Annotated in this window: 25 protein-coding genes; 10 read left to right on the forward strand and 15 right to left on the reverse strand. The window is 46.9% G+C overall.

All coding sequences use genetic code 11. The features are described from left to right. Window positions 1-57: 57 nt before the first annotated feature. From H7C19_RS23535 to H7C19_RS23565, 7 genes are all read right to left on the reverse strand, one after another. Entirely contained in the window at window positions 58-828 is a 771-nt protein-coding gene (locus H7C19_RS23535) for an ABC transporter permease (RefSeq protein ID WP_185671522.1), read from the reverse strand. Then, on the reverse strand, window positions 829-1587 hold the full coding sequence (locus H7C19_RS23540; protein WP_185671523.1) for an ABC transporter ATP-binding protein: 759 nt from the start codon (window positions 1585-1587) through the stop codon (window positions 829-831). It abuts the gene before it with no gap. Window positions 1588-1602: 15 nt separating this feature from the next. Continuing rightward, the gene (locus tag H7C19_RS23545) at window positions 1603-1953 is read right to left on the reverse strand and encodes a DUF1048 domain-containing protein (RefSeq protein WP_185671524.1); all 351 of its coding nucleotides are present in this window, start codon (window positions 1951-1953) and stop codon (window positions 1603-1605) included. A 10-nt stretch (window positions 1954-1963) separates the two neighbouring features. Beyond that, window positions 1964-2311 (reverse strand): DUF1048 domain-containing protein, encoded by a 348-nt coding sequence (locus tag H7C19_RS23550; RefSeq protein ID WP_185671525.1) that lies wholly within the window; start codon window positions 2309-2311, stop codon window positions 1964-1966. Continuing rightward, window positions 2308-2616 (reverse strand): PadR family transcriptional regulator, encoded by a 309-nt coding sequence (locus H7C19_RS23555; RefSeq protein ID WP_281384942.1) that lies wholly within the window; start codon window positions 2614-2616, stop codon window positions 2308-2310. The genes H7C19_RS23550 and H7C19_RS23555 overlap by 4 nt, the downstream gene beginning before the upstream one ends. Before the next feature lie 255 nt (window positions 2617-2871). Continuing rightward, window positions 2872-3279: a GNAT family N-acetyltransferase gene (locus tag H7C19_RS23560; RefSeq protein ID WP_221469436.1), complete on the reverse strand. Its 408-nt coding sequence runs from the start codon at window positions 3277-3279 to the stop codon at window positions 2872-2874. Window positions 3280-3451: 172 nt separating this feature from the next. Continuing rightward, window positions 3452-3922, reverse strand: a complete 471-nt coding sequence (locus H7C19_RS23565; protein WP_185671528.1) for a winged helix-turn-helix transcriptional regulator — start codon at window positions 3920-3922, stop codon at window positions 3452-3454. Between the two features lie 97 nt (window positions 3923-4019). Between H7C19_RS23565 and H7C19_RS23570 the strand changes: the two genes are divergently transcribed. From H7C19_RS23570 to H7C19_RS23580, 3 genes are all read left to right on the forward strand, one after another. Continuing rightward, window positions 4020-4874, forward strand: coding sequence for an NmrA family NAD(P)-binding protein (locus tag H7C19_RS23570; RefSeq protein WP_185671529.1), 855 nt, complete (start codon window positions 4020-4022; stop codon window positions 4872-4874). Window positions 4875-4886: 12 nt separating this feature from the next. Then, entirely contained in the window at window positions 4887-5471 is a 585-nt protein-coding gene (locus tag H7C19_RS23575; RefSeq protein ID WP_185671530.1) for a dihydrofolate reductase family protein, read from the forward strand. Window positions 5472-5702: 231 nt separating this feature from the next. Further along, a complete protein-coding gene (locus H7C19_RS23580; protein ID WP_185671531.1) occupies window positions 5703-6875 on the forward strand; it encodes an MFS transporter in 1173 nt (390 codons plus the stop codon). Between the two features lie 20 nt (window positions 6876-6895). Here the strand turns inward: H7C19_RS23580 and H7C19_RS23585 are convergent, their stop codons facing one another. Together H7C19_RS23585 and H7C19_RS23590 are read right to left on the reverse strand one after the other, a co-directional pair. Beyond that, on the reverse strand, window positions 6896-7228 hold the full coding sequence (locus H7C19_RS23585) for a winged helix-turn-helix transcriptional regulator (RefSeq protein WP_185671532.1): 333 nt from the start codon (window positions 7226-7228) through the stop codon (window positions 6896-6898). Between the two features lie 120 nt (window positions 7229-7348). Further along, a complete protein-coding gene (locus tag H7C19_RS23590) occupies window positions 7349-7930 on the reverse strand; it encodes a TetR/AcrR family transcriptional regulator (RefSeq protein WP_185671533.1) in 582 nt (193 codons plus the stop codon). A 371-nt stretch (window positions 7931-8301) separates the two neighbouring features. Here H7C19_RS23590 and H7C19_RS23595 point away from each other — a divergent pair, with 371 nt between their 5' ends. The 5 genes from H7C19_RS23595 to H7C19_RS23615 all read left to right on the forward strand — a co-directional run bounded on the left by H7C19_RS23595 (window position 8302) and on the right by H7C19_RS23615 (window position 12042). Beyond that, window positions 8302-8997 (forward strand): response regulator transcription factor, encoded by a 696-nt coding sequence (locus H7C19_RS23595; protein WP_185671534.1) that lies wholly within the window; start codon window positions 8302-8304, stop codon window positions 8995-8997. Window positions 8998-9081: 84 nt separating this feature from the next. Next, window positions 9082-10005 carry an ABC transporter ATP-binding protein gene (locus H7C19_RS23600; RefSeq protein WP_185671535.1) on the forward strand — a complete coding sequence of 308 codons (924 nt, stop codon included), beginning with the start codon at window positions 9082-9084 and terminating at the stop codon, window positions 10003-10005. Next, a complete protein-coding gene (locus H7C19_RS23605; protein ID WP_185671536.1) occupies window positions 9998-10765 on the forward strand; it encodes an ABC transporter permease in 768 nt (255 codons plus the stop codon). The genes H7C19_RS23600 and H7C19_RS23605 overlap by 8 nt, the downstream gene beginning before the upstream one ends. Window positions 10766-10786: 21 nt before the next feature. Beyond that, the gene (locus H7C19_RS23610; RefSeq protein WP_313731991.1) at window positions 10787-11686 is read left to right on the forward strand and encodes a sensor histidine kinase; all 900 of its coding nucleotides are present in this window, start codon (window positions 10787-10789) and stop codon (window positions 11684-11686) included. A gap of 56 nt (window positions 11687-11742) precedes the next feature. Beyond that, a complete protein-coding gene (locus H7C19_RS23615; RefSeq protein ID WP_313731992.1) occupies window positions 11743-12042 on the forward strand; it encodes a phosphatase PAP2 family protein in 300 nt (99 codons plus the stop codon). Window positions 12043-12096: 54 nt separating this feature from the next. Here the strand turns inward: H7C19_RS23615 and H7C19_RS35890 are convergent, their stop codons facing one another. The 3 genes from H7C19_RS35890 to H7C19_RS23630 all read right to left on the reverse strand — a co-directional run bounded on the left by H7C19_RS35890 (window position 12097) and on the right by H7C19_RS23630 (window position 13759). Further along, window positions 12097-12372 (reverse strand): hypothetical protein, encoded by a 276-nt coding sequence (locus tag H7C19_RS35890; protein WP_446681762.1) that lies wholly within the window; start codon window positions 12370-12372, stop codon window positions 12097-12099. Between the two features lie 180 nt (window positions 12373-12552). Next, window positions 12553-13134, reverse strand: coding sequence for a DNA-3-methyladenine glycosylase family protein (locus tag H7C19_RS23625; protein WP_185671538.1), 582 nt, complete (start codon window positions 13132-13134; stop codon window positions 12553-12555). Between the two features lie 67 nt (window positions 13135-13201). Next, complete coding sequence (locus H7C19_RS23630) at window positions 13202-13759, reverse strand: TetR/AcrR family transcriptional regulator (protein ID WP_313731993.1); 558 nt, start codon at window positions 13757-13759, stop codon at window positions 13202-13204. 285 nt (window positions 13760-14044) lie between these two features. Here H7C19_RS23630 and H7C19_RS23635 point away from each other — a divergent pair, with 285 nt between their 5' ends. Next, window positions 14045-14518 carry a DinB family protein gene (locus H7C19_RS23635; RefSeq protein ID WP_165921128.1) on the forward strand — a complete coding sequence of 158 codons (474 nt, stop codon included), beginning with the start codon at window positions 14045-14047 and terminating at the stop codon, window positions 14516-14518. Window positions 14519-14821: 303 nt separating this feature from the next. Then, entirely contained in the window at window positions 14822-15382 is a 561-nt protein-coding gene (locus H7C19_RS23640) for an alpha/beta hydrolase (protein WP_246469706.1), read from the forward strand. 167 nt (window positions 15383-15549) lie between these two features. Here the strand turns inward: H7C19_RS23640 and H7C19_RS23645 are convergent, their stop codons facing one another. From H7C19_RS23645 to H7C19_RS23655, 3 genes are all read right to left on the reverse strand, one after another. Continuing rightward, window positions 15550-15855, reverse strand: coding sequence for a hypothetical protein (locus H7C19_RS23645; RefSeq protein ID WP_185671539.1), 306 nt, complete (start codon window positions 15853-15855; stop codon window positions 15550-15552). 651 nt (window positions 15856-16506) lie between these two features. Continuing rightward, on the reverse strand, window positions 16507-18528 hold the full coding sequence (locus H7C19_RS23650) for an AAA family ATPase (RefSeq protein WP_185671540.1): 2022 nt from the start codon (window positions 18526-18528) through the stop codon (window positions 16507-16509). Window positions 18529-18947: 419 nt separating this feature from the next. Beyond that, on the reverse strand, window positions 18948-19547 hold the full coding sequence (locus H7C19_RS23655; RefSeq protein WP_185671541.1) for a GTPase: 600 nt from the start codon (window positions 19545-19547) through the stop codon (window positions 18948-18950). Between the last annotated feature and the right edge of the window lies 1 nt (window position 19548).

A 19548-nucleotide genomic window follows, 5' to 3' on the forward strand; every position in this document is an offset into this window, starting at 1 on the left:
CATGGCAGTCTGCTCCCTGGTTATCTTTATTCTCCATTACTTTGACTCCTGCAAACCTTATGCTGCTTTCCGTTTGTACGCGCGCATCGCAAAGATATACGCTACGAGCGTAATTCCGACGCACCACGCAAGCGCGATCCATATATCATTGCCTACAGGCTGACCTGACAGCAGCGCACGGATGGTTTCCACGATTGAAGTCACCGGCTGGTTATTGGCAAAAGCGCGAACGACCTTCGGCATCGAATCGGTCGGCACAAAGGCCGAGCTGATAAACGGCAGGAAGATAAGCGGATAGGAAAACGCGCTTGCACCTTCCACCGTTTTTCCGGACAAACCGGCAATCGCCGCGACCCACGTTAATGCCAGCGTAAACAGTAGAAGTATACCGGCTACGGCCAGCCAAGGCAGTACCCCCGCCGACGATCGAAAGCCCATCACAAGCGCTACGAGAATAATGACGACAAGAGAAATGACGTTGGATACCACCGATGTCAGCACGTGCCCCCATAGGACGGCGGAACGCGCAATCGGCATGGAGTGGAACCGCTCGATGATACCCCGTTGCTTATCCATAAACAAGCGGTAAGCCGTATAGGATATGCCGCTTGCAATCGCAATGAGCAGGATGCCGGGCAACAGGTAGTTCACATAGTTATCCGTACCGGTTTGAATGGCGCCGCCGAACACATAGACGAACAGCAGCATCATCGCAATCGGAGTGATGCAGACCGTGATGATGGTGTCCATGCTGCGGAAAATATGGCGCATGGAGCGCCCGAGCATAACGCCCATATCGCTAAAAAAGTGATTCTTTACCGTCTCCATTTACATGGCCTCCTTCTTGCCGACGATGGCGAGGAATATCTCCTCTAACGACGGCTGTTTTTCCACATACTCCACCTTCGCTTGCGGAAACAGCTTTTTTAGCTCCGAGAGCGTGCCATTGGCGATAATCCTACCTTCGTGGAGAATGGCGATTCGGTCGGCAAGTTGCTCCGCCTCATCCAAATACTGAGTGGTTAGAAATATCGTCGTTCCGCCGTCGGCAAGTTCCTTGACGGTCTTCCAAACCTCGATGCGAGCCTCGGGGTCAAGCCCGGTAGTCGGCTCGTCGAGGAAAATGATCTGCGGATTCCCCACAAGGCTCAAGGCGATGTCGAGCCTGCGGCGCATGCCACCCGAATAAGTAGATGCCTTTCGGTCCGCGGCGTCTGTCAGGCCGAAGCGTTTAAGCATGTTATCCGCAACCTCACGCGGATTTTTAAGGTGCCGCAGCTTGGCGATCAAAATAAGATTCTCCCGCCCGGTCAAAATCTCGTCAACCGCAGCAAATTGCCCGGTTAAACTGATCGACTGCCGCACATGGTCCGGCTTTGACGCAACATCGAATCCGCCTACGGTGGCGACTCCGACGTCTTGCTTGAGCAGCGTGGTGAGGATTTTGACAATCGTTGTCTTACCCGCCCCGTTGGAGCCGAGCAGGGCGAAAATACTGCCTTTTTCCACCTCGAAATCCACGCCCTTTAGAACATGAAGCTGTTTATAGGACTTTTGCAGCCCTTTCACTTGAATGGCTTTTTCCATCCTGATCCCCCCCTTTTACTTTGATTTATCCGTCACCTTTTTTATGGCCTTGTAAACTTTTTGGTCAACGGATTCTTGATAGATGTCAGCGTAAGTTTTTGAATCTTTGATTAGATCGTCGCAGAAAGCCGCTACGTCACTACCCGTCACTTCGAGCACGCCTTTCCCCAAGGCCGCGCCCTCTTCAAAAAGATCGACAATCCCCGAGAGCAAACCCGTCCCGTCGGTTAGCTCAACAGGGCCGACCTTAAAGAGATACTTTTGAATCTCTTTATAAACAATCTGATAATCTTGCGGGAGCGCTTTGACACGCGCCACGTGCGCCCGCCACTCTTTTTTGCCTTGGATGATATCTTGAATTTTCATATTGATCCTCCTATTTGCCTAATTTTTTAGCGATATTATGGTTGAGTTGCTCGCGCCACTTGTCGCGGTAAGACTTTGCCCCTTCTTCGCCGGCCAGCGCTGAACAGAAGCCTTTGATATCGTCGCCCAAAACCTCTTGGACACTCTGACCGTCCGCCGCCGTTTCTTCGAGCAGACCAAGCACGCCGTCAAGAATGGGCATGAGGTTGCGACCGGAGAAATTGGAGTGAGGCCAAAGATTGGCATTAATTTTTTCCCATGCCGCTTGATAATCGGCCGGCAGCTTTTTGGCTCGCGATTCAAAAGCTTTCAATTCTTTCGTCATGTCACTGCCGGTGATTTTTTCCCAAAAGTTCATTGTTTTCTCTCCTTTAACTCGTTCATTTTTGATGAAACGAACTCCCACTTTTCCCAGAATCTCCGCAGCTCCTCGCGCCCCGCGTCGTTGATCGCGAAAAACTTTCGCGGCGGTCCCATGTCGGAGGGCTTCTTGGTGATATCCACCAACTTGTTTTTCTCGAGCCGGATCAGGATGGTGTACACCGTTCCCTCCACAACATCCGTGAAGCCGAGGGCGTTCAGCCGCCGCGTGATTTCGTAGCCGTAGGTTTCTTGGCGGCTTATAATATCAAGGACACAGCCCTCAAGAACCCCTTTGAGCATTTCCGTTAGGTTTTCCAGCACAATCGCCCCTCGCTATTCTGTATGACAGGTATGCAGTATTACTTACTACTGCTATAAAGTATCACGCAGTAGTTGGTTTGTCAATAGCATTTGCTCTGACCTAGCATCGCAGCATCAACCTTCAGCTCGATTCTTCGCTTTACCACTATTTGCGATACGTTTCGCCGAGTTGTCTGTAATGGCAAGTTTTTGGGCCATCCTTTGCGGGGATGGCCCTTACTTGATTGCAGTATGTTACGTCGGGTGCATAAAAATGGTCTCCATTACTCCCCAAGGCGCTTCTTTCTCATCTATCTTCACGAAACCATATTTTTCGTACAGATTAACATGGTCACTGACAAGGTATACTTTATCAAAACCCAGTTCCTTGGCGTATGCCAAGGCCGATAAAATCAACTTTTCGCTTATTCGATTGCCTCTATACTGCTCTCCCACAAACATGAACCCGATATAAGGCGTATAGGAAATATCAGGTATACAGTCGGTTTTTGCTAAAGTGCAATAACCAGTAATGTGATTACCATCAAGTGCTGCAAATACTCTTTCCCAGTCTGAAAAAAAGCGTTTTCTCATTTGTTTCGCTAAAGCGGCTCCTGCTTTCCATGAACAACTCTCTGCATACTCAGCAACGTCTTGCCACAACTTATCGCTATCAATAAGCGATTCTATTTGCATAGATACTCCCTATCTTAAAGGCAGCCATTTAGTTCAGGATTTATACTTTAAAAAATGAGGGTAATCCATCTGCTGAAGATAGTACCTTTTTCACTATACGATCATCTCATCAGTGGTAAAAGGTGCTGGTGTAACGTTTCTACATCCAGCCCTTCGCAGAAATTTTGTCAACAACACTGTCAGGGCCATTGAAAACTGAACCCCCATTGAGTACCGTTGTGCGAATGAGTGGAATAATCTCCTCTCGATGAGCTCGCACGGCTTCCAGCCATTTCAGAGGAGAGGTTGTATCCCCACTTTTAGAACCCCACTCAGCCATATCGAGGAGAATTGGGATGACATCAAGCCCATCTGTGGTCAACTCATACATATCTTTTCGTCTATCTGTAGGATGATCTCGCTTTTTCAGTAATCCCTTTTGCTGTAATTGCATTAATCGAGTGGCAAGAATATTCCGAGCAATCCCTTCGCCTGACTCTAGAAATTCACCATATGTCTTCTTACCAGAATAAATAATGTCTCGGATAATGAGCAGTGACCAAGCGTCCCCAATCATTTCCAACGAAAAATTAATAGGACATTGAGACCGTCTCTCTTGAACTTGCTTCATATTAAGCCTCCTTGACTTGCTACTCATCCAATATTATACTCTTTTCAGTTGCATTTTGAAACTAAAATCTCAAGTGAATCGAAAGGAATGGAATACCATGAAAATTTACACCGTAATAGGAGCGACGAGCGATGTTGGGAAAATAGTGGCTCAGCAGCTTGAGGACATGGGACATACTGTAAGAAAAGTATCACGTTCTCTTGGTATTTCGATTGATGATGATGATGAGCTTCTCAAAGCCGTTTCCGGTACAGACGGTGTTTACGTCATGATCCCGATTGACATGCAAGCTCCTGACCTTCACAAGCGTGAAAACGAAATCGGAGAGAAGTTGGCCAAAGCCATTCAAACTGCAGATGTTAAACGAGTGGTATTACTGAGTTCCTTAATTGGTCTTGTCGATCCTGACAGTGTGAAAACCAGCGCTTGGGGTGCATACATGATGGAAGAGCATTTAAACAAACTTGACATTAAGGAGTTCATATCTTTTCGCTGCGCCTTTTTTATGGAAAATTTCCTTAAAGGGCTTGGCTTTCGCGAACAAGCGGAAAATGGCTCTTTTGTAACCGCATTTCGGGCTGATGTTGCTATGCCAATGATCTCCTGCAGGGATATCGCAGATAAGGTGGTAGAGGCACTTACCGCTGATACTTTTCCTGAGGTTCACGTTCGTGAATTGCAGGGTGCGCGTGATTATACGATGACCGAAGCTACCCAAATCCTTGCTGCAGCTCTTGGAAAACCAGAGGTTAGATATAAACAAGTTCCCATTGAGGAAGCGTACAAGGCCATGATTACTGCTGGCGTTTCCTCAAGTTTTGCGGATGCTGTCATGGAAACCGCGAGCAGCTTCAACAAAGGGAATTCCATGACCTTGGAAATAAGATCACCCGAGAATACGACTAAAACCACATTGGAACAATGGGCAAAGGAACAATTTGAAGAAAGGTAAGGAGGGAAAGCAATGAGAAAACTTCTTTTACAAATGCAGATGTCAATTGATGGATACGTTGTCGACATGGATGGTAGTATGGACTGGATGGTATGGAGTTATGGTAACGATTGGGCTTGGGATACCAAACTAAGACAATATCACACTAATCTCATGGCATCTATCGATTGCGTTCTGCTCAGTAGGAAAATGGCAGTCCAAGGATTTAACGATCATTGGGCTACGCTGGCTCAAAGATCAGACAATCCCCAATCTCACTTTGCAAAGAGTCTAACAAATGCTCATAAAGTTGTTTTTACAAAAACACTTACTAGGTCGATATGGAATAATAATACACTTGCAAAAGGCGAACTCGTCGACGAGATACTTGCGCTCAAGCAGGTACCTGGTAAAAATATCATTGCGTTCGGCGGTGCGGGTTTTGCATCATCGCTCATCAAATCTGGTCTCGTCGATGAGTTTCATCTTATCGTCAACCCAGTTGTCTTAGGTGAGGGCTTGTCACCATTCAAGGAAATAAACAGCTCTTTGAACCTTAATCTTGTCGAGGCAATTCCTTATTCCCGAGGTATCGTCGTGTTAAAGTACTCAAAGTGAAAAAAAAGCAAATATGTACTCAAGATTCCTCTCCTGATATCTTCAGAGGGGAATTTTTCTTATTCCACCTTTTCGAGGCATTGGGTAAAGGCAGTAGGTACATCAAAGTGTACTATAACAATAATAATTGCCTACTTCACGATGATTAGCCGGGATCTTATCCTAAGTTTAGACCGGCATCGCGCGCTGCTTGGCATCGTTTCTTATTTTCGGCAACATTGGGAGGGTAACATGAACAATAGATTGATTTATGCATTGGCCTTCGGCGGCTTTCTTCTGGGAACGGTGGAATCCATCGTCGCCGGCATTATCGAGATGATCTCCGACGATCTCCACGTATCGCTCTCTTCGGTGGGATGGCTGGTTACTTCCTTCGCACTCGGTTTCGGCATCGGCAGCCCTATTCTCATCGCTCTTATGGCAAAACTGGACCGTAAGAGAGCGATGCTTATCGCGCTGGCGCTATTTGCTGCAGGCAACATTCTAGTCTTCCCTGTCCACAACTTTCCGCTGCTGCTAGCGCTCCGTCTATTTACCGGCTGCGGCGCCGGCGCCTTCATCGCCATCGCCTTTGCCGTTGCGATGAAATTGGTTGATGCAGACAAAGGGGCGAGCGCCATTGGCATTATTGCGACGGGGATCACTTCTTCGCTTGTCATCGGCATTCCTATAGGCACGCTGTTAAGCAAAGCGGCGGGTTGGCGATTCCTGTTTCTGGCAGTCGGATTGCTCGCTCTCATTCTCGGGTTGATCCTTGCGAGGTACATGCCGAGAATCGTCGGGTCACAGAAAGTTCCGCTTACCCGGCAATTCGGGGTGCTGAAAAATAAGGCGGTCATAACAGCCGTGCTGGTGTCGTTCTTCCTGGTATTCGATTACGGAATGCTGCTGACCTATCTGACGCCGTTTATCCAATCAGCCAGCCGTATGTCGACAGAGACCATCAGCCTTATTCTGCTGGTGGCCGGACTGTTCTCGATGGCCAGTTCCAGGCTGAGCGGGTTTTTCTCGGACAAGTGGGGGAGCAAATTGACCATCTACACTGGTCTTCTGGTGCAGGTAGCTATCCTCGTCGTATCGCCAGTGCTGGGACACTCCCTGTTCGGGATGATTGCGGTCGTTCTAATCTGGATGGCCTCCCTTTGGAGTACCACTCCGGCATTGCAATTCTATCTGGTTTCCTTGTCCCCCCAAGCACCGGATATCGCCCAAAGTGTCAATCTGTCCTTCTTTCAATTCGGCCTGATGCTAGGCCCGTTGCTAGGGGGAGTGATTATCCGCTCGTCATCGGCGTCGAACCTGGGCTGGTCTTCCGGGATTGTGGCGCTCATTGCTCTGGTATTCGCCTTCCTATCCTTCAAGGCCAGTGATAAGGTCGGCAGCAAAACGTATACAACGACGTAGTTCTGGTGGGACTGACTTGTTCAGCTTAGCTTTCCCCACTCGGCCATCAATTCAATGATCGGAATGAGCGACCGCCCTCTGGAAGTTAACGAGTACTCGACGCGTGGAGGCACTTCGGGATAGACAAAACGGAGGATCAGGGCATGATCCTCCATTTCCCGAAGCTGCTTGGTTAGCGATCCTTGGGAAATGTCGTTCAAGAAAGACTTGATCTCACTGAACCTTCGCGTCTCCCGGTTCAGAAACCACAGGATCGCCAGCTTCCAGCGGCCGGTCAGCACGTTCTGCGTCACAATCAGAGGCCACACTTCCTCTTGCTTCTTCGGAAAGAGGCACTCACACATTTTGGCCATTACACTCACCCCTTTGGACGCTCATAACATGCATGACAGCACAAGCGTCTTGTTTGCAAATTATTGAATGGTTTTTTGTCAGTCATCAAAGTTAAGCCAGCTCGCGGCTCGCATTTCTAATCAATTTCGATGCGATTCGATCAGGGTAATCGCAGCTTGAACAATATCGGCCGGTGGTGCATCGGGACCGATCAGTCGCGCGGTCATGCAGAATCCTTCCATGAGCACGAAAAGCTGTCGTGACAGAGCTTCGGGTGATCGCAGATTCGCTTGCCTGCACATGTCCTCCAACCGCAGCACGACGGATTGCTTGTGACGGCTTGCAGCTTGGTTGACCATGTGGTCGGGAAAAGGATATTCCACCGCGACGGCTTGATAGAGACAGAAACTCGACTGCGGCGACTTCGAATGCTGGCTCGTGATTGCTTGGAGAAGCGCAAGCATCTGTTGCTCCGGTTTGGCCGCTCCTTGGATCGTCTTCTCGAACCATGTCCAATACATCTCACTGGAACGCTCCAGAATCGCAACGATCAAATGATCTTTGGACGAAAAGTGCTTGTACAACGTCATCTTCGTAACTCCGGATTCGGCGGCAATTCGGTCGACGCCGATTGCATGGAAACCATTCGCGAAGAACAACTGGCTCGCGGTCACCATCAATTGCTCCCGAGCGACAGACTTCCGGTCATTTGCAACGCTCATTTCACTTCACCTCTATAGTTGAAAGTATACAGATCGGTATGTATACTGTCAATGAAAACCAATAGTATATAGACTTGTATGTATACGATTTGCGCCTAAGTTGACGACCCTTCTGAACGTTACTTATGATATGGTTTTCCGTATCACTTAAACGGCGAAAATTTATGGGATCCGACTCGGAGCCCTTTATGATTGGTGTATATTAATCAATATTTGCAAGTCGGGAGTCGCCGGATGGTTCCACTTCGGGCTTTAGAAGAAAATTAAGAATTACTTCAGAATAACTTTCCTATCATCATAAGAAATTTTTTTATAGTATAAACTAGACGACATTGCTACCTAAACCCATATCGGCCCCCAGAGGTGAGCAAATGGAAAAGCCCGTCCACATTATGGTCGTGGAAGACGATGATGACATCAACCGCTTGTTATGCAGCGTCTTGCGCAAGAGCGGCTATGTCCCTCAGCCCGCTTATTCCGGGACGGAGGCCCTCCTCTATTTGGAAAAGCAGAAGTGGAACATGATTTTGCTCGATTTAATGCTCCCCGGGTTATCGGGTGAAGAGCTGCTTAACCGGATAGGCAAATATGGATCTATCCCGGTTCTGATCCTGTCGGCCAAAGAGGAACGGCAGACCAAAATCGACATGCTGCGGACAGGCGCGGACGATTATATCACGAAGCCTTTCGACATCGAGGAAGTGTCTGCACGCATCGATTCCCATTTGCGAAGATACAGGCGTGTCCCCACTCCCGCGGAGAATCAGCTGCTCAAGCATAAAAACGCAATCCTGGACCTCGATGCGAAGAAGGTAACGGTCGGCGGATCGCCGCTTTCTTTGACAGCAAGAGAATACGACATATTAGCGCTGCTGATGACGTCACCGAAAAAGCTTTTTACAAAAGCGAACGTGTTCGAGAGCGTATGGGACGAGGCGTTTATCGGCGGCGAAGAGAACACGATCAATGTTCATGTGAGTAATCTGCGAAGCAAGCTGTCCAAAGCCGATCCCGGCGAGGAGTACATCGAAACGATCTGGGGCATGGGATACCGTCTGAAAGCTTAAGTTTTTCTTACGAATTGCCTTCACCTTCTCTTAAGTTCCCGCCTTTACACTGAAGCCGTTCCAAGAGAGGAGGCTTTTGCAAAGATGATCGATTATGTTCTTCGAACCAGCCAGCTTACCAAGCAATACAAGGATCAATACGCATTGGATAAAGTCGACCTTGCCATTCCCAAAGGCTCCATTTACGGTTTTATCGGCCAAAATGGCGCAGGCAAATCGACGCTCATGCGCATTGTGTCCGGACTCTCCTTTCCGACCTCCGGCTCGATCGAGCTGTTCGGAAAAAACGCCGAAAAAGAAATCGTTCAATCCAGGAAGCGAATGGGAGCAATCATCGAAAGCCCGGCGCTATTCCCGCACATGACGGCCTATGAAAACATGGAAGTACACCGGCTCCAAAAAGGAGTTCCGGGAAAAGCGAACATAGGAAAAATCCTCGAATTGGTCGGGCTTCGGGAAACAGGCAGGAAGAAGGCGGGAAATTTCTCCATGGGCATGAAACAGCGTCTCGGCCTCGCCATCGCCCTGCTGGGAGATCCGGAATTTCTCATTCTTGACGAGCCTACGAACGGATTGGATCCGATGGGCGTTGTGGAAATGAGGGAATTGTTAAAGAGAATCAACCGTGAAACCGGGCTGACCATCCTCATCTCCAGCCACATTCTAAGCGAGCTTCATCAGTTGGCCACCCATTACGGGATCATTCATCGCGGAAAGCTTCTGGAGCAGTTGACAGTGAAAGAGTTAAACGAGAGGTGTCAGCATTATCTGCACATCAAGGTGAACGATCCCGACCGGGCCGCGGCGGTGATCGAACGAAAGCTGGACACAACCGAGTTCGAAGTGATGTCAGGCGGCGTCATCCGATTATTCAGGTATTTGGAGCATCCGGGCAAAGTCTCTTCCGAGCTGGCTGCCGCAGGTCTTGAAATCGAACAGTTCATGCCGATGGGCGAAGATTTGGAAAGCTATTTCGCGGGCCGAATCGGAGGTGCGGGGCATGAATAACTTGATTTTGTCGGAATGGTACAAGTTGCGTAAGAACAGATCGTTCCGCAGCTTATGTCTGCTTCTGATCGTTGCGGCGGTTGCCTACCCGCTGTTTCAGTATTACGTACCGCCAAGGAATGGACCCAAGATCACATTTACCGGGATCGAGTTGTTTGTTGATGCCGTCGGCATTAATGTGTATTTCCTCAAAATCACCCTTGGCGTTCTGGCCGGTTTCTTCATCTCAAGCGAATATTCCTCCGGCGCGATGAAGAGGACCGCATCAGCCGGAAGCAGCCGAATGCGGATTTATGGCGCGAAGCTGGCGGTGTACTCGTTCGGCGCCGTCATTATTGCCTTGTTGTTTCCCGTCATCAGTGTCATCGTCGGAAGTTCACTGACCGGATTCGGCCAGTTGACCGATGTCAACGCTACCGAATATTTGTTCCGGACGCTCGGTTTTACCGTCTTGTTCGCGGCCGCCTTTGCTTCGATCGCCGCTTTATTGGCAATCGCGATGAGGGACAGCGGCAAATCGATCGGGATTTCGCTCGTATTTTTCTTATTCGTCGATCTGATTACCAAACTGGCAACCCCCTACTTTCCCATAATAAAGACCATTTACGACTATTCGGTGTTCAACCTGTTCATGACGTCGATCCAATATAGGCTGGATAGCAACGACGATCTTCTTTTATCCCTCACCGTCCCGGTCCTGACATTCGCAGCTTTTGCGCTTCTGGGCATGTATGCGTTTCGCAGGAAAGAAATCAAATGACAAAAGGCGGGTGGGAAGCACGTGTTCATCGTGACGATCGTTTCGATCGGATTGGCGGCCGCTCTTTTCATCCGCCTTTTCTGCATGAAGCGGGAAATACGCAGAATCGCCTCTCAACTGCGGCAGTATAACAACTTCGAAACGGAAAAGAAAATCGATTTGTCGTTTATCGAGAAGGACATCGAAGCGCTGGCCGTTGAAATCAACCGGCAATCGGATTTGATCGTGCAGGCGAACGCCGAGAAAAGACGAACGGAAGACGAGCTGAGACAAGCGGTCGCCAACATCTCGCATGACTTGCGCACGCCGCTAACATCCGTTTTCGGTTATATACAGCTGCTGGAATCTGGCGGATTAACCCCGCAGGAACAGAGAGAATCTATCGCGGTCATCAAAAACCGGATCAAACGGCTGCAGGCGCTGCTGAACGACTTTTTCGAGTTGTCCGTCATCGAATCCGTCGATTACCGCATGAGGCTGGAACGCCTCGACATGAGCCGCTTGCTCCCGGAAATCCTGATCGGTTACTACGACCGGTTTAACGAACGGCAGCTGAGTCCGAACATTCAAATTGTGGAGGAGGAAACGATCATTATCGCGGACGAACGGGCCGTCAGAAGAGTCGTGGAGAATCTGATTCTCAATTCGATCCGGCATGCAAAAGGCGACACGGTCATCCGGCTCGAGAAGCGCGGCATCGCAACCATTTTGACCATCTGCAACGAAGCCCGGCACTTGGCAGGCATCAATCTCGATTTGCTGTTCAACCGGTTTTACATGGCGGATCAGACCAGAGCGGGGATTGGCAGCGGTCTCGGTTTGTCGATAGCCAGAAGCCTCATGCTGAGAATGAACGGAAAACTTACGGCCGAGCTGATCGACGATCACTTGCACATGAAGTGCGAGTGGAAGTCCGGATAATCCTACAGCAGCATGCGTTTCTTCAACCTGTAACAAACAAGAGAGGTGCGTAGTTCGTGCGGCATGAACAGAAACTCCTTATTTTGACGGCCGGCTACGGAGTCGGTCATACGAAAGTCGCTCAAGCTAGGTTTTCGCGCATATATTTGGGACTTCATTATCCGTCGGACTGTATCGCCGGAGGCTTGATCGGTACATGCAGCGCTCTGTTCATTGTTGTCTTGACGTGGTGTTTGACGGGGAAGCATGTACAAGCAGCGGGGGATCTGTTTCACCATAAAGGGCTCATGCTTTTGTGGCTTGGATTTGTATCGTTCGTTGTATTTATGATCATGCGATTTTCTAACACGAAATAAAACCGCCGTATGCAGGAGTACGATGCCTCCCTGACGCAGTGTTTTTAGATTTGGTTACAAAATGCCTTCCTTCAACGCGCGGTAAATGATCTGGTGGTCGAACAGGCTGTTCGACCAAGCGAACGAGCTGCGCTTAAATGGAAATCGAAAGTATCGTCGCTCGAACGGAAGCCCGACCAGATCATTCCCGTCATATCGACTGGCATACCCGCCTCGTCGCGCAAGAGCGTATCGGACGGCACTCAGGTCGATGGGTACTTTCGGAAGCTTGAAGCCGAATTGGCCGACGACGAGGAAGACTCTTTTTGCCTCGACCCACAGGTCGATCATCTTGCTGGAAGCGGACTGAAGCCCGTATGCCTCAATCCTTCAATACCCAACACCATAATGAATTTTTCGCCGTCACTTATGGTACGGTTCAGCTTAACGGGTCTATCGGCGAAATATACGAAAGGAGCTGTCGCGGCGCAAGATTGCCAATGTTTTATATCTGACTTCGGTTTCTGATCATTAATCGTTCGTAAACGATTCCGTTTGAACCAAACCGATATTGACTGCCTCCCAGAGGTATAGGGATACGATAGTAGAATAAGGCTTCCATTCGACATGTTTACGTTTCAATTGAGATTTGCTGTCGTTCTCTTCGGATGAATAAAGCCATTCCGCAGCACGGTTAAGTCCACTGTCCCCAAAAGACAAGACATCCTGTCTTCCTAAATAGAAAATGAGAAACATCTTTGCGGTCCACCGACCAATACCCTTTATTGAGACCAATAAACGAATGACTTCCTCGTCGTCCATGTTTTGAAACGCATGAAAATCGAGAGAGCCTTCTTTCACACATTCGGCGGTGTTCCGGATATAGGCGAGCTTGTTCTTAGATAATCCCGCAGAACGCAGACTCTCCTCCGTTGCGGCTAGGATGGTATCTGGCGTTATCGTCCCGCATATCTGTTCAACTCTGCGGAAGATTGTCTCTGCGGCTTTGACCGAAAGCTGTTGGCCGATTAACGATCTTGCCAGATAGTTGAATCCATCCTGCTGATTTGGTATGCAGATGTTTCCGATCCGATTTATCAGCTTGTCCAGCAAAGGATCGTTGCTGCATAATTCACGTACACAATGGCTGTATGGGTTAATATCGAAGAGATATCGCAATTTAATCATCCTTTCTTGTTACAGTCCAACTGAACAAGTGGGAATCAACGAGCGTATGAGCCGCTCTTGAGAATATATCGGGGTTAAAATCGGACTTTTTCATGTAAGAAAGCATAATAGCCCCATTACATAACATACGTAATAATTCTGCCATTTCAAATGGACGAGCAGCACCAGCCTCTTCTGCTAATCTTGCGATGCGGTTCCAGTTTTCTTCCGTACCTTTGACCGCCCTTATATGATTCTGATGGGAGGAGTCCGGAAATTCGACTGTTGTATTTACAAAGGGACAACCACGATATCCGGGTGTTTTCATCTTCTCTACAAATCGATCAATGAGAGCATGCAACTGCATTGCGCTTGAATTCGGATGTTGAAGCTGCACTTCCTCCAAATCTTTCGCATTCAGATCTTCGTGATATTCCAAATAAGCCGCAACCAAATCGTCTTTAGATGCAAAATTCCGATAGAAGCTCGATTTGACAACGCCCGATTCCAGTATAATACGGTCAATTCCGACGGCTCGGATACCCTCTCTGTAAAACAAATCCGATGCCACTTGAAGAATTCGATTTTTCGCTGTCGCTCTTGGCATGAAATCACCCGTCAATTAATTAATTGAATAATGAACAAATTTGATATTAAAAGGTACAGAACAGTACCTTTTAATAATAGCCACTACACTGAGAATTGTCAATTTTTACGAGGAATATACGGCGATTATGAATTTGACAAGATTTTCAAATAGCTGTATGATCATCGAAAAGGTACAGATCAGTACCGTTTATATTCCGGTGCATTACACAGTCTGTCTTTTTTAAATTTATAAATGGAGGGAATTCAAATGACGACAACAGAGAAACTAGTAAGTACATGGGATGCCTGCTTTGACAAGGAAAGCGGCTGGTTTCCCCCGCTTGAACGCGCACTGCAAGGGTTAACAGCTGTACAGGCATGCTGGAGAATGGATGGGAAAGAGATGAATACGATCAAGGAATTGGTCAACCACATCTTATTCTACAAGTCACAGTTGCTGTCTAGCCTGACAGGTTCGACAGACGCTCCATCAACAGACACAAGTTTTGATGCGGGCACCCGTGTGATTAGAGAGGAAGAGTGGCAGGAAACAGTTGAAAAATTGAAACATATTCACACAAGCATTCGTGAGAAGCTTTCAGCATTGAGCGATCAAGATTTGCTGAGCGAATTAGATGGGGTCACGATTGACCAATCGGTATCGAATCTTGTTCTCCACGACATCTACCATACCGGTCAAATCATCTTCATCCGCAGAATGCAAGGTTCATGGTCAGTTTGACCTTCATCGAATCATGAAACAAATTAGCAGCGTCCAACTTAAACTTTTCTTAAAGTTCGAATCGGCGCTGCTTTTTTTCGATTTACATCGAATTATCCCATAAGCAATCTGAACCTACTTCCTACGGGGGGCATGATCGATATGCAAGAGAATCTGCAAGAAAAGACCGGCTTTGTATTCATTAATGGAGCAGGCTTGGAATGCCGAATTTGAAGTAGTGTCGTAGAGGGACTTGAACATCCTTGTTTACTTGCTGAGTTTCCTCTGAGGCAAAGTTCGGTTGAATCGAGGAGTCGGCTTTCGTTGGAGGATTATGTAACTCACATCAAAAAACAAATAAGTGAATGGGGGTCTCGGAGGTTCGTTATCGTGGCGCATTCACTTGGAGGAGTTCTTGCTCTCAAGCTTGCATCCGAACTGAGCGAAAGCTTAGCAGGCTGTATCGCCGTAGGAGCTGCAATTCCAAAGAATGGCGGTTCATTTTTATCCATCATGCCGTTTCCCAAAAGGATCCTCTTGTCTGCTATTCTACGAACAATGAGTACGAAACCGCCGAAATCCGCCATCCGCGCGGGGTTATGCAACGATATCTCACCGGACCAAGCCACAGAGATCGTTCAAGGATTCATTCCTGAGGCCGTACGCGTCTATACGGATCGAGCCAACGTGCTAATACCGGATATACCCAAGCTATATGTGAAGCTGACCATGGATAAAGAGATCAGTCCGTCCTTACAAAATCAAATGATCTTAAACTTTACCCCGCAATCGGTACGAACGCTGGACACTGGACATTTACCGATGATTAGCGATCCGGACGGGTTGATGGTTATCTTAGAAGAGTTCATGGAGAATATGAGGTAATTATGGATATTTCCAAGCCTTTCGCGAGAGAGCAAAATGAAAAAAATCTTCAACTTCCCGCCTTAAAACTGCTTGTGATACGGTTCCCCGCGCTATCTGTGACGGCAAGTTTTTGAAATAAAACAAGGGTACTCATTAGAGTGCCCCCTGGCTAAAACCCACTGTTTTCAACTTTGTTGACCGATCGCTTCGAGACCGATAAACGTAGGAATTGCGACGCGAATTTTTATGATGAAATATCGTCGAAATTCTGCACCTTGCGATAGACCGAACAGTCGTGGAAGGGGGACCTCACCCTTGCCCCGGTCATATTGCACTTCCAACGTTCGTCCCTGTCCCGCCGCCTCTTCTAGCATTTGCAGATAGGTTTGGTGCACACCGTCCGGTCGCGGATAAATGACCGATAAGGCTACGCTATGTCGATTAAGCTGATCCAGTTGCTTCTCGTTCGCGTATCGCTTCATCTTGTCCATAGCCCGGGTTAAATCATCTGAATAGGGGTACCCGGCCTCCTTAGCAAATATCGAGGCACGGATCAACGCCCTCTGTTCCTCGATATCGAAGAAAAGCGGGGAATCAGTAAAACGGATTAGGATGCTATAGCCGCCGTTTGGGCCCGAATCCGCAATGATCGGTACCCTGCTGGCGCACAGAGAATCGATAACATGTTATCCGATTTCGTCATAGTCTAAGCCTTCTCTCCACGAAGCGTACGATTCTATTCTGAACTGATATTGAGTATAATCCTATTTCCTGACAAAAACAGTCAGTTATTCTAATCTGTCTTGAGTAGCGACTTGTCTGCGAAATAATCAGAAGCGATTTTCGCCGTCACTTATGATACGGTTCACCGTATCACAAATAGAGCGAAATCAAGGCACTCGGCGCCTTTTGAACAACTACTTATTCTAAACAAAAGCAATATGATTCTTAACTATTATTTATCCGAGTCTGAAAGAAATTCACATAGTTCCCGTTACTTGATCGATAAAATCTTGCTAATTACCGCTCCGCCATCCACTTATTAGTTCAACTTCTAATACACTCTTCTATTCTTCGAAAGGATAAAAAGAGGGCGATTGTAGTGATTTTTATTGATCACTACAATCGCCTTGTTTAGTGCTTTAAACAGTCTGCTCAATATAATCAAATATTCTCATTATCTGAGCCTCAAGTTTATGGTCCACATATCCCTTTTCGGCGCAGATTTTTGAATACTCTTTTGCAACCAAATACTTTACATCATGTGCCGATAAGAACTCTTCAATGTCGGTCTTCTTATCATAAAAGTCCATATGGTTAGGCTTAATAACTGAATGGTACGCTGAAAGGGTAGACACCGAACAATTTTCATTGAAAGTAAACTGATTAAATAACGTACGAATCTGTTCAGTACCCTTAGTATTAATTACCGCTGTTATAGCTTGGTAATAAGTTTCCGGATCTAAACAATCTTCCATTACGGTTCTACTATAGTATTCTTGCCGAGCTGGATCTATCAATTTAACTTCCTTATTGTCAGCGCTAACTTGAAGTCTTCTTAATTGGACAATGTTGTCCTTGTCCCCGCCAACAAAGTTCAATCTTAAATTATCGGTATCAATAAGACATAATACTCTTCCTGTGTTATTTAGTGGATTAAACTCTTTCTTATCAGAAGAGATCGGATTTGACAATAGGTTATATATCTTAACAACGTTTCCAATACCGCCAACAGGTAAAATCCTAAACTTATCTTTTTGAGTTAAAATACTCTCAAGATAAAGTTTATCATCACTACCCTCACAGATTATCCAATTCCCCTGATTGAACGACTTCATAGAACTTAAGATACTCGACGCTAGATCAAACATACTTTTTAATTCAACATCATTTGGGAATCTTTTTCTCTCTTCGAGATAATTGAAGAAATTAAACTGTGTAATCGAAATGTTCCCATCATCCTCTTGAATATGTTGCAGATATCCTTTATTTATTGTTGGAAGTGCACCATACCAATGAGTGGTGATTATTACTTGATTCCCATTTATTCCAGATAACTTCTCCAACCTTTGAAATTGCGAATAACAATTAGAAATACTCATCGAAACTTCCGGCTCGTCTATCGCTAAAATAATATTTCGGTCTCTACTTCCTTGATTTGATAAGAAGGCATAAGCAATATCAATAAGTGCCCTTCTCTGCTCACCGGAACTAAGTTGGGTTATCTCTTTATTGTTGTATTTTAATGATTTCTTTAAAAAGTACGCTTCTAGGATCTTTTCCCTAATGTCAGAGGTCTTAAGATTCTTTTTAATAAATAAATCTGCTCCATAATTGTAATCTTTATCAATCTGCTGAATGGAGATATTTATTCCTCTCATAAACTCGTTTAAGTGATCATTCAGAAATGTAATAAAGCTTCTTTCCTTGCTATTAATATTAAATTTATCAGTTAGAGCGGTATCAATTTCTTCTAAAACGTCCTTGTTCATAAGGGTTTGCATTTGCTTTGCTTCTATTTTTAGTATTTCATCTACACTCTGTTCCACTGGCAAGTATACATAAGAATAAAATTCAACAATTAACTTTCTTATCTTGTCGAATTTCTTAAACAATTCTCTCTCTTCGGTGGTCTCGCCATCTCTTAATTTCTTTTTGATATCATCATTGAACGCACTAAAGTAAGTGTCTTTGGAAGTAAACTGAACTCCAAACATAAGAAAGAAAAATTCGTCTCTTGAATATTTGGTCAATAGTTCATCTCGGAGATTAATAAATTGGGATATATGGGGCCATTTATGAACTAAAGTATTAAAATCAGAAGAAACATTCCAAAAATAGGAGCTTAATTTTTCAACGGTTTCTAATAGCTCCGTATTTTCTTTAAGTTCCTCAGTGTCATAGTAGTTACTATTTTGGATTCGATCTAAGAATTTATCTTTTCTAATTAAAAAAATAGGAGCGATATAAACCTCATCTTTAGTTGCACCTCTAGTGAGGTTCCAGGGCCTGCTGTTAAAAAATGTGTCAAGGGCTTCTAATATTGCACTCTTCCCTACTCCATTGTTCCCAATATAAACTGAATACTTTTCTTCAATTGTCTTACTAATTGGAATGAAAATAGATTTGTCATACGACTTGTAACCCTTTAGCAAAGCTCCCAACAACATGTTATCTCCTGCTCTCATGGATAGTGAACAATTCGACAAACACAAATAATTGGATTAGTACAATTTTCCTATTACTCTATCATTAATCATGTATAGTAGTAAACAAATCCCTCAAAATTTTCGCCCTACTTGTGATACGGTTCACCGCGAATAATCTTAAACTATCCTCCCGTTAGGTGTTTATCCTACCCGTTAGGAATGTCGTTGGCTATTTACAGCTTTTCCATCAAAGAAAAAATGGCGTGTCAAATTGAATGTCAATTTGAACGCCGTTTGTTATGCCATATACAGCTTTTTGCTTCAAAACGGAACCTGTTGGCCGCAGAGCCAAGGCTTTTCCGTTTTGCCATCGATCCCTTCGTAGTCGGCACTACGCTATTCGTCGTCCTTGAACGCCGTCGCAAGTCTGGTCGCTACGCGATGCCGACGAACCGCTTCACCTGCTCCAACCCGAACCGCTCCCGGTTGCTGAACAGGACGGCCTGCCCATCGAACCGGCGGGACAGCTCTGCGCCGACCTCCGACCGCTCCGCCTCGTCCAAGCTCTCGGCGAAGCCGCGCGCGACGAGCGTCCTGGAGGCGAGGGCTTGCTGCTTCAAGGCCTGCCAGAGCCGATCGTCGGCCTCGTGAATCTTGCCTCCCAACACGAGCACCAGCCGATCGAACGCCTCGAACGGGAATGCCTGCAAAAACGCGTCGACCGGATGCGCGAGCGTGTCGTACCCCGGCGCGTCGACGAAGGCGTATTCCCGGCAGCGCAGGATGAGGGGCGCATCCGGCCTCCGGCTCCAATCCGCCGCATCCGTCCGTGGGCCGATGACGGGCCTCGGCTCGCAGCCACGGTCCGTGAGGAGGTCGAGCAGCGTCGACTTCCCCGCGCCCGGTTGGCCGAGCAGGGCGACCTTCCGACAACCGCGGAAGGAGAAAGACATCAGTTCCGCCCGCAGCCGCGCGAAGTTCGCCGTCAGTATCGCATCCGCGCGTTTCTCCGCTCTTTTCGGGTCCTGCCCCACC

Origin of the sequence: Cohnella nanjingensis (genome assembly GCF_014212125.1) — a bacterium.
Taxonomy (GTDB): domain Bacteria; phylum Bacillota; class Bacilli; order Paenibacillales; family Paenibacillaceae; genus Cohnella; species Cohnella nanjingensis.